Consider the following 8768-nt stretch of genomic DNA (forward strand, 5'->3'; position numbering starts at 1 on the left):
ACATATACGGCGACACGCTCGCCCTCAACCCAGAAGGCNGTGATCGTCACCGTCATATTGTTATAAGCGCCCCTCACCCCCGCCGGCGGGCCGGTGCCGCTTTTCCGCCCCCGGTTCCCCTCCGCCGCGGCGCAAACGACCGCATCACTCGTGTGGCGGCATGACCCGTCCCCATGGGCCTCGTTCAACCAGGCAGGCGGGTGGTATTTCCCGCCCGTCGGCACCGCAGAAGTGCCGGCGACGAAATCAGGTCTGGTGGAGGTTCTCATGCGCAAAAAGGGATTCGCGGCTCTCTCTCTGTCCGCCGCTGCTCTTCTCACGGGCGGAAGCGGCGCGCTGGCGCACGCGGAGGAGGCGCCCAAGTTCTCCAACGACACCCAGATCCTTTCCTGCTTCAGCCTGGAAATCCTGGACATCCCGGTCGCCTCCGCCGCGAACAACTCCATCGACTGCTCGAAGAACCACCACTCCGAGCAGAGCCGCAGCGTCACGTACGAGGGGCGCCGCTGACACCACCCGGTCGGAGCAATACCCCCGAGGTGGCGCTTCGTTTTACTGATTGGTGATGCCGGAAAACGGAGTCGAAGCCTTCGGCACCGACTCCCTGACGGCAGAAGCAACCCCGATCCGGCATTGCGGTTGAACCCCGGACTGGAATACCAGTCACCCAGGCATTCCGCCCTGTCGGCGCAACGACATGAAAATCTCTCAAACTCAGAAGGAAACGAGAAGGATGAAGCTCAAGAGCGCCCTCGCCTGCACGTTCGCCGCCCTGACCGTGGCCGGTGGTGCCGCCGGCACCGCTCAGGCCGCCGACGACGACTCGGCGAAGTTCGACAACAGCAGCCAGGTCCTCAGCTGCGACGTCATCGAGGTCATCGACCTGCCGATCCTCTCGGCCGCCAACAACAACATCGACTGCTCCCACAACGTGAAGGAGGAGGAGCACGAGTCGGTGCACATCGTCGACGAGGACAACGCCCACGCGACCGCTGTGATCCTCCCCAAGGGTCACAAGGCCCGCTGACCATGCCGTCCGGCGTCCGGGTATGACCGGGGCGCCGGACGATCGTGGAGTCCGGCCGTTCCCGACCACGTTCGGAACGGCCGGGTGAGCCGGGTGGTCTCCGACGGCTGAGGCGTACGCCTCACGGCCCTGGCGGTGTCCGCTTCCTTCACCCGCCACGGACGGCCGTACGCTCCGGCCGCCGGACCCAGCCCGTCATCCTCCTGGACGGCAACCAGCTCGACGGCCGGACGCAGCCGCACGTCCGGCCGGTACGACGGCAGGCCCAGCACACTCCGTGCCATCGGCCCGCTCCATCGGAAACGGCAGCGCTCAGGCAAGGCGCACGGCCGCACGCAGCGTCCGCGGGGACCCCGCGGACCGGCGGACACGATGGATCGGCCCGGACACACGGACGCGCTGGGCCTTTCCGTTCCCCCGGGCCGAACGGTCCGCCCCGGGCCACGCGGTCCGGCGCCCTACGGTTCCGGTTTCTTCCTGCCGTCCAGTTCGTCCCACCACTCGTCGGACTGCCGGTCGCCGGTCGGAGCGTCCCACCAGCGGTCGTCCGGCCCCCGCCGGTTGGCCGTCCACGCGGCGAGCGGCGGCAGGAGCATCGCCGCGAAGACCATGCCCACGGCCACCTCCACGGACCACAGCCGCACGAAGGCCCACGCGCTGACGAAGAGGACGAGGCAGGTCCCCATCAGTGCGAAGTAGGCGCGTCGGCGACGTGCGTACACACCTCCAGGGTATGACCGAAGGGCCGCACCTCGAGCCCGGAGAGCGTCCAACCCCCAGGAGGTGCGGCCCTTCGGCCGTTCGGCGGTACCGCCGTCTCAGACGGCGATCGCGACCTCGGCAAGGCCGCCCGTCTCCACGACGACCCTGCGGTCCGCCGTGGCGCCCGGCACGAGGGCGCGGACGGTCCAGGTGCCCTCCGCCGCGTAGAACCGGAACTGGCCGGTCGCGGAGGTGGGGACCTCGGCGGTGAACTCGCCGGTCGAGTCGAGCAGCCGGACGTAGCCGGTCACGGGCTCGCCGTCGCGGGTCACCTGCCCCTGGATGGTCGTCTCACCGGGCTTGATCGAGGAGGCGTCGGGGCCGCCTGCCTTGGCTCCACACATGTCTACCTGTCCTTCGCGTCGCGGTTGGGGCGGATCACTTGGCGGGGCCGAGCTCGATCGGCACGCCGACGAGGGAGCCGTACTCGGTCCACGAGCCGTCGTAGTTCCTGACGTTCTCCTGGCCGAGCAGCTCGTGCAGGACGAACCACGTCAGCGCGGAGCGCTCGCCGATGCGGCAGTAGGCGATGGTGTCCTTCGACAGGTCCACCTGCTCGGCGGCGTAGAGCGCCCTCAGTTCCTCGTCCGACTTGAACGTGCCGTCGTCGTTGGCGTTCTTGGACCACGGGATGTTGCGGGCGCCCGGCACGTGGCCGGGGCGCTGCGACTGCTCCTGCGGCAGGTGCGCCGGGGCGAGGAGCTTGCCGCTGAACTCGTCGGGCGAGCGGACGTCGACCAGGTTCAGGTTGCCGATGGCGGCCACGACGTCGTCGCGGAAGGCGCGGATCGAGGTGTCCTGGGCCCCCGCCTTGTACTCGGTGGCCGGGCGGTTCGGGACCTCGGAGCCGTCGACCAGGTCGCGGGCGTCGAGCTCCCACTTCTTCCGGCCGCCGTCGAGGAGCCTGACGTCCTCGTGGCCGTACAGCTTGAAGTACCAGTAGGCGTACGCGGCGAACCAGTTGTTGTTGCCGCCGTAGAGGACGACGGTGTCGTCGTTGGCGATGCCCTTCGCGGACAGCAGCTTCTCGAAGCCCTCCTGGTCGACGAAGTCGCGGCGGACCGGGTCCTGGAGGTCCTGGCGCCAGTCGATCCGGACGGCGTTCCTGATGTGGTTCCTGTCGTAGGCCGACGTGTCCTCGTCGACCTCCACGAGGACGACCTTCGGGTCGTCGAGGTGGGCCTCGACCCAGTCGGCGTCTACCAGGACGTCGCTGCGGCTCATGCTGTCTTCTCCTCCGGGGCAGTCTGCGGGGGGGGGATGCGGTGATGCGGACGGGGCGGATCGCGCCGGGCGCTCCACGCTACGAGGGTGCGGGGCGGCTCCGGCGCGGGAAGGGCGCCGGGCGGGTAAGGCCCCTGAACGGCCGAAGGGCCGGGAAAACGGGGCGCGAGGGCCCTCTCAGACGGTGCGACAGAGCATGGCGGCGACGCGGCACAGGTCTACTGCCCGCCGCTTCGTGAGGTCCGCCCGTCGCTTCGTCATGGGTTCGATCGTAGGGACGGACGGGCGGCCGTGTCACCGGCGTGTCACATGGCGAGACGAAAACGTTCACGCTTCGGGATGTGAGCCCCTCGGGAGGTGAGGGGGTCCGATCGGCGAAGAGGCGTCGCCCCGATCCGTCTGCGGGGCGGACGAGACCGTCTCGCGATGTGGGCGGCGTGCGCGGCACCGCCCGGGGAGCCGGACGCGGGCCGGTCGCGGGCCGGACGCGGGCCGCGTCGATCCCGCCGCCCGGCGGGCCGGGCCGGGGCAAGGGGCCGCTCCCCCGGGCAGCCCGGGCCACCCGGTTCCGCTCCCCCGAAGGGCCGGGGGCGCGACCGGGCGCGGCCGGGGCGTCAGCCGGCCAGGACCACGTCCCGGCCCACCACCGTGATCTTGAGGCCGTCGGGGGCGGCCTCGACCTTCCGGATGGTCAGCCCTGCCGGGAAGCCCTTCACCTCGCGGTCGAAGTCGGTCCGCTTGCGGACCAGTTCCTCGACGCCGGGGATGCCCTCGCCCGGCACGCTGTCGGCCCGCACCCGCAGCGTGTCGCCGTCGACGACGCTCACCGTGGACAGCACGCTGCGCGTCAGCGTCCGGCCCAGCACCTCGACGGTGCCGGTGACCTTCAGCTTGCCGTTGCCGCCGTAGCCGAGGACGACGTCGTGGTCGGACGCCTTGCGCAGTTCCTCGTACGAGATGCGGGCCGTGCCCGTCGCGGAGGCGGCGACCGCGCGCGAGTAGCCGTTCTCCAGCCGCACGCCGTGCAACTCGGCGCCCAGCTCGCCGACCCGGACCTTCCGGCCGCCCGCCGTCGCCTCGACGCCGGTCATCGCCACGTCGACCCGGTCCAGTTCCCCGCCGAGGACCTGCGTCAGGAACGGGAAGCCGCGGATCGACACGTCCGGCGTGGCGGACAGCCCCTGCCGGGCGCGGATCCGGTCGGCGGCCTCCGACTCGGCGGCGGCGACCGCCAGCCGGTCGGCGATCGTGAAGAGTCCGCCGAGGACGACGGCGATGATCAACAGTGTGCGCAGTGCTCGCATGGCTCGGTGATTCCCCCACCCTGGTCGGTGCCGGCCCCCGACGGTCTGGATGATCGACGAACACGGGCCGTTCGTTGGTTCCCCAGCGCCCCGGCCGCCACACCCCGCGGCGCGGCGGGTGTGCGGTGCCGGGGCGGCCGGAAGGTCAGGCCAGGGCGCGCCCCAGCAGGTACACGGCGGGGGCGGCGGCCGTGAGGGGCAGGGCCACCCCGGCCGTGAAGTGGACGAACCGCGACGGGTAGTCGTACGCCGCCACCCGCGCTCCGACCAGCGCGCACACGCCGGCGGCCAGCCCCAGTACGGCGGTCTGCGGGCCCGCCCCGGTCACCGCGCCGGCCGCGGCCCCCGCGCCGGCACCGGCCAGCAGGGCGGCCACCGGCGAGGCGGGGCCGGGCAGGGGCAGGGCGCGGACGACCGTCGCGGCGGCGGCGGCGAGGGCGCCGGCGACGACCGCGTCGGGATCGGCGGCCAGGAAGCCGGCGGCCAGGACGGCGAGCGCCGAGGAGGTGGCCGTCGCCGTCAGCCCGTACATCCGCTCCTCCGCCGCCGCGCGGCTGCGCAGCTGGAGGGCGAGGACGAGGAGGAGCCAGACGCCGAGGGTGCCCAGGATCGCGGCGGACGTGTGCTCCGGCCCGGTGGCGAGCAGCGCGGCGTCCGCGACGGCACCGCCGAGGAACGCCAGCGCGATGCCCTGGCGGGCGGGCCACATGCCGTTGAGCCGGAACCAGCCGGCGGCGGTGACCGCCTGGAGCAGCACCAGCGGGACCAGCAGGGCGTACGGGCCCAGCGCGGCACCCCCGGCGAGGAGGACGCCCAGCAGCGCGGTGAGCCCGGCGGGCTGGACACCCGGGTCGATGATCGGCGACCGGCCCTCGGCGCGGGCCCGCTGGGCGTCGGTGATGCGGGTGCTGCCGAGCGTGGTGGGTGAGCCGTAGCCGGGCTCGGCCGCGGGCCCGGCGGGGGGCGCGGGGTCGGCGTGGACGGGCGCCGCGGCGTGCGCCGCCTGGCCGTGGCCGGCCGGGGCGGGCCCGTGGTCGGTCACCGGCGGCAGGTACGCCGTCGGGGCGTCGTACCCGGCCTGGTGGCCCGCCGGGGCCGCCTGACCGTGGGCGTGGCCGGGCGCCGGGGCGGGCGCCTGACCGTGAGCGTGCGCCGCCTGGCCGTGGCCGGCCGGGGCGGGCCCGTGGCCGGTCACCGGCGGCAGGTACGCCGTCGGAGCGTCGTACCCGGCCTGGTGGAGCGCCGGAGCCGCCCCGCCGCGACCGTGCGGCGCCGGAGCGTAAGGCGCCTGACCGTGACCGGTAGGGGTGGGCGCCTGACCGTGGCCGGCCGGGGCGGCCCCGTGGTCGGTCACCGGCGGCAGGTACGCCGTCGGAGCGTCGTACCCGGCCTGGTGGCCCGCCGGGGCCTCCGGCGGCAGCGGGTACCCGCCCGAGCCGTACTGCATCGGCGGCTGCGGCTGCGGTTGCGGCTGTGGCTGCCGGGGCCGGACGACCGGCTGGTAGTTGGTGTCCCAGGTCTGGCCCTCCCAGGTCTGCGCCACGTCCCCGCCGGCGGCGTCCGCCCCGGCGGGGGACGGCTCCGCGAAGGCCCCCTCCGCGTGCGGCCGGCCCGGGTACGGCGACGGGTCGTGCGGGTCGTGCGGGTACTGCTGATCGCTGCTCATGCCGTGCGGCTCACCCTCCTGCGAACGGCGGGAGCACTTCTACCGTGCCGCCCTCCGCCAGCCGTACCGTCTCGTGCCCGCGCGTTCCCACGGGGGCGCCGTCCACCAGGAAGGAGCACCTCCGCAGCACCCGGGCCAGCTCCCCCGGATGCCGCTCGCGGGCGGCGTCCAGCGCCTCCGCGAGGGTCTCCGCGGCGTACGGCTCCTCGGCGGTGCCCGCGGCGGCCTTGGCCGCGGCCCAGTAGCGGATGGTTCCCGCTGCCATGAGAGGGCTCCTTTCGTCAGGCTCCATGATGGGCCACGCCCGGCGTCCCGGGGACGGGACCGGCCCGGCNNNCGNNCGCCCCCCGGCGCTCCGGGGCCGCGCCCCCGGACCCGTACCCCGGGAGCGCGCGCGGACGGTGCGGCACCCACACTGTGAGCAGGGCCTCCGTCCTCCCGGGCCCCGTGGGTTAGGGTGGCCGGCGGAGGATCCGGGCGACGCAGCCCCCGGGTCCTTCTGCGTTTCCGGCCGCCGTCACGGGCGGGCGGGCGAGGGCCCCGGCGGTACGGGGGCCGCCGCAGGACACCGGAGGAAGCAGTGCCGCAACGTCCTCGCAGGTACCGAGGAGGAGCCGACGCCATGGGCGAGCCGACCGCACGCGACGGGACGACGCCCGGCGGGACGACGGGCCCGGCGGGTGGGGCGCGATGAGTTCCCTGCTGCTGCTGACCAACGCCCTCCAGCCGTCGGCCGAGGTGCTCCCGGCGCTCGGGCTGCTGCTGCACGGCGTGCGGGTGGCCCCCGCCGAGGGGGCGGCCCTCGTCGACGTCCCCGGCGCCGACGCGGTCCTCGTCGACGGCCGGCGCGACCTGCCGCACGCGCGGTCGCTCTGCCGGCTGCTCCGCTCGACGGGCCTCGGCTGCCCGCTGCTGCTGGTGGTCACCGAGGGCGGGCTCGCGGCCGTCACCGCCGACTGGGGCGTCGACGACGTGCTGCTCGACACGGCGGGCCCGGCGGAGGTCGAGGCGCGGCTGCGGCTCGCGACGGGCCGCCGGCAGATCGCCGACGACTCCCCGATGGAGATCCGCAGCGGCGACCTGTCGGTCGACGAGGCGACGTACAGCGCGAAGCTGAAGGGCCGGGTGCTCGACCTCACCTTCAAGGAGTTCGAGCTGCTCAAGTACCTCGCCCAGCACCCGGGCCGGGTGTTCACGCGGGCGCAGCTCCTGCAGGAGGTGTGGGGGTACGACTACTTCGGCGGCACGCGCACGGTCGACGTCCACGTGCGGCGGCTGCGGGCCAAGTTCGGCCCGGAGCACGAGTCGCTGATCGGCACCGTGCGCAACGTCGGCTACCGGTTCGTGGTCCCCGAGAAGGCGGAGAAGGCGCGGACGGATCGGCCGGCCGGCGAGGCGCCGCCGGAAGCCCCCCGGACGGGTGACGGAAGGGGGCCGCGGGAGGGGGGTCCGCGACCCGCGCGGCGGTAGGTCACCCCGCGTAGACTGCCGCGCGTGGCCAAGGTGACGCGGGACGACGTGGCGCGACTGGCGGGTACTTCCACCGCGGTCGTGAGCTACGTCATCAACAACGGACCCCGGCCGGTCGCCCCGGCCACGCGCGAGCGTGTCCTCGCCGCCATCAAGGAGCTGGGCTACCGGCCCGACCGGGTGGCGCAGGCGATGGCGTCGCGGCGCACGGACCTCATAGGCATGATCGTCCCGGATGCGCGGCAGCCGTTCTTCGCCGAGATGGCGCACGCCGTGGAGAGGGCCGCCGCCGACCGCGGGAAGATGGTCCTCGTCGGCAACTCGGACTACCGCGACGAGCGCGAGATCCACTACCTGCGCGCGTTCCTCGGCATGCGGGTCGCCGGTCTGATCCTGGTGAGCCAGGGCATGAGCGAGCCCGCCGCCCAGGAGATCGAGGCGTGGGACGCGCGCGTGGTGCTGCTCCACGAGCGCCCGGAGGCCCTGGACGACGTGGCGGTCGTGACGGACGACACAGGCGGCGCGCAGCTCGCCACCCGTCACCTGCTGGAGCACGGCCACGCGTACGTGGCGTGCCTGGGCGGGATCGAGTCGACGCCGTCCGTCGGCGACCCGGTGGCCGACCATGTCGAGGGCTGGCGCCGCGCCATGCGGGAGGCGGGCCGTTCCGTGGAGGGGCGGCTCTACCGGGCCGCCTACGACCGGTACGACGCCTACGAGACCGCGTTGAAGATCCTGTCGGGCCCCGACCGGCCGCCCGCGATCTTCTGCGCCACGGACGACCAGGCGATCGGCGTGCTGCGCGCGGCGCGGGAGCTGCGGCTGGACGTGCCGGGGGACCTGGCGGTGGCCGGGTTCGACGACGTGAAGGAGGCCGCGCTGACGGACCCGCCGCTGACGACGGTCTCGTCGGACCGGCCGGCGATGGCCCGCGCGGCCGTGGACCTGGTCCTGGACGACGGGCCGAAGGTCCCCGGGGAGCGCCGGGAGCGCGTGAGGCAGTTCCCGTCGACGCTGGTGGTGCGCCGCAGCTGCGGCTGCGCCGGGGAGTAGCCGCCCCGCCGGCCCGTCGTCCCGAATGTCCGCCTCCGCACCGGGCACACGGGTTCCACCGCCCCCTCCGGGGCGTCTTCGGAACCTCTCACCTGCCGGAGCCGCGCGTGCACACGACGGACCACAGCGGCCGCGCCGACGGCCGCCGGGGGAACGACGAACCGCAGCCGTACGCCGGGGTCCGCGACCCGGCCCGCCCGCCGTCCGCGGGCGCGCCGCCGNGCCGCGCCCGGACCCGCCGCCACCGCNNNNTGTCGCCTCC

General features: G+C 74.2%; 11 protein-coding genes. 4 read left to right on the plus strand and 7 right to left on the minus strand.

Going from position 1 to position 8768, the window contains the following annotated elements; genetic code table 11:
* Positions 1-267 precede the first annotated feature (267 nt).
* Together MW084_RS12905 and MW084_RS12910 are read left to right on the plus strand one after the other, a co-directional pair.
* The gene (locus MW084_RS12905) at positions 268-510 is read left to right on the plus strand and encodes a hypothetical protein (RefSeq protein ID WP_158684375.1); all 243 of its coding nucleotides are present in this window, start codon (positions 268-270) and stop codon (positions 508-510) included.
* A gap of 223 nt (positions 511-733) precedes the next feature.
* Entirely contained in the window at positions 734-1027 is a 294-nt protein-coding gene (locus MW084_RS12910) for a hypothetical protein (RefSeq protein WP_010475197.1), read from the plus strand.
* A gap of 458 nt (positions 1028-1485) precedes the next feature.
* Here the strand turns inward: MW084_RS12910 and MW084_RS12915 are convergent, their stop codons facing one another.
* The 7 genes from MW084_RS12915 to MW084_RS12940 all read right to left on the minus strand — a co-directional run bounded on the left by MW084_RS12915 (position 1486) and on the right by MW084_RS12940 (position 6248).
* Complete coding sequence (locus MW084_RS12915; protein ID WP_029553857.1) at positions 1486-1749, minus strand: DUF3099 domain-containing protein; 264 nt, start codon at positions 1747-1749, stop codon at positions 1486-1488.
* Between the two features lie 96 nt (positions 1750-1845).
* Positions 1846-2133 carry a DUF1416 domain-containing protein gene (locus MW084_RS12920; RefSeq protein ID WP_010475193.1) on the minus strand — a complete coding sequence of 96 codons (288 nt, stop codon included), beginning with the start codon at positions 2131-2133 and terminating at the stop codon, positions 1846-1848.
* Positions 2134-2167: 34 nt separating this feature from the next.
* Entirely contained in the window at positions 2168-3013 is an 846-nt protein-coding gene (locus tag MW084_RS12925; RefSeq protein ID WP_010475191.1) for a sulfurtransferase, read from the minus strand.
* Positions 3014-3190: 177 nt separating this feature from the next.
* Positions 3191-3274: a putative leader peptide gene (locus MW084_RS24590; RefSeq protein WP_353640726.1), complete on the minus strand. Its 84-nt coding sequence runs from the start codon at positions 3272-3274 to the stop codon at positions 3191-3193.
* A gap of 353 nt (positions 3275-3627) precedes the next feature.
* Positions 3628-4317, minus strand: coding sequence for an LmeA family phospholipid-binding protein (locus tag MW084_RS12930; RefSeq protein ID WP_010475190.1), 690 nt, complete (start codon positions 4315-4317; stop codon positions 3628-3630).
* A gap of 145 nt (positions 4318-4462) precedes the next feature.
* On the minus strand, positions 4463-5983 hold the full coding sequence (locus MW084_RS12935; RefSeq protein ID WP_010475188.1) for a hypothetical protein: 1521 nt from the start codon (positions 5981-5983) through the stop codon (positions 4463-4465).
* 10 nt (positions 5984-5993) lie between these two features.
* On the minus strand, positions 5994-6248 hold the full coding sequence (locus tag MW084_RS12940; RefSeq protein WP_010475186.1) for a MoaD/ThiS family protein: 255 nt from the start codon (positions 6246-6248) through the stop codon (positions 5994-5996).
* A gap of 425 nt (positions 6249-6673) precedes the next feature.
* On the opposite strand from MW084_RS12940, the gene MW084_RS12945 reads away from it, so the two are divergent.
* Positions 6674-7453, plus strand: a complete 780-nt coding sequence (locus tag MW084_RS12945) for a winged helix-turn-helix transcriptional regulator (protein WP_010475184.1) — start codon at positions 6674-6676, stop codon at positions 7451-7453.
* A 24-nt stretch (positions 7454-7477) separates the two neighbouring features.
* A complete protein-coding gene (locus MW084_RS12950; protein ID WP_010475182.1) occupies positions 7478-8506 on the plus strand; it encodes a LacI family DNA-binding transcriptional regulator in 1029 nt (342 codons plus the stop codon).
* Positions 8507-8768: the final 262 nt, after the last annotated feature.

The sequence above is a fragment of the Streptomyces sudanensis genome, from assembly GCF_023614315.1.
GTDB classification, from domain to species: Bacteria; Actinomycetota; Actinomycetes; order Streptomycetales; family Streptomycetaceae; genus Streptomyces; species Streptomyces sudanensis.